Annotated in this window: 2 protein-coding genes; both read left to right on the top strand. The window is 73.4% G+C overall.

Annotated features, from left to right (window positions below; all coding sequences use genetic code 11):
• Positions 1–588 (top strand): oxidoreductase (locus BEK98_RS47585; RefSeq protein WP_483027336.1); only part of this gene is annotated, 588 nt, incomplete at its 5' end.
• On the top strand, positions 585–817 hold a 233-nt coding region (locus BEK98_RS47580; protein ID WP_483027335.1), incomplete at its 3' end, for a VOC family protein. The genes BEK98_RS47585 and BEK98_RS47580, both read left to right, overlap by 4 nt.

Raw genomic sequence — 817 nt, 5'->3', positions numbered from 1 at the left:
ACCGACAAGTGGGGCGGCGACTTCGAGGGACGGACCCGGCTGCCCCTGGAGGTGGTGCGGCGGGTTGTCGCGGCCACCGGTCCGGACTTCGTCGTCGGCGTGCACCTGCTGAGCGACGAGCGCGTGGCGGGCGGCTGGAGTCTCGACGACGCCGTACGGCTCGCCCCGCTGCTGGAGGACGCGGGAGCCGCCTTCCTGTTCGCCATCCCGGCCACGTTCGAGACCATGCGGCTGCCGCAGAACGCGGGCATGCTCGGCAAGCCGGGTTACTCCCTCGACGACACGGCGGCACTGCAGCGCGCGGTGAGGATTCCCGTGGTGGCCAATGGCGGCCTCGGCGATCCGCGGGAGGCGGTGCGGGTCCTGGAGTCGCGCCAGGCGCAGGCGGTGGGCCTGGCCCGGCCGCTCTTCGTCGATCCCGACTGGCCTCGCAAGGTGGGGGCCGGCGCCGTCGGCACGGTCCGCACCTGCGCCTGCGAGACCAGCCTCTGCCTGCGGACCCAGCTGACCGGTTCCCTCTGCGAGAGCTGGCCCGAGAGTGCCCGGTCGCGCGGTTACCTCGGCTACGACGAAGGGACCGCCCCGTGATCCCCCTGACCGACATCGCCTATGTGCGTTCGGGTGTCGAGGACCTCGAAGGCGCCGTCCGGTTCGCCAGTGAGGTCGTCGGGCTGGAGGTGGTCGCCTCCGACGAGCCCGGTGTGGCCCATCTGCGGGCCGACGCCCGGGGCCACTGCCTCACCTTCGTCCAGGGGCGGTCCGGCGTCATCTCGGCCGGCTTCACGGTCGCGGGCCCCGAGGCGCTGGCCGAGGCGGA

It is taken from the genome of Streptomyces diastatochromogenes (assembly GCF_002242805.1).
GTDB lineage: Bacteria > Actinomycetota > Actinomycetes > Streptomycetales > Streptomycetaceae > Streptomyces > Streptomyces diastatochromogenes.
The sequence above is the reverse complement of the archived record's forward strand: the minus strand, read 5'-3'. Positions and strand labels throughout refer to the sequence as shown.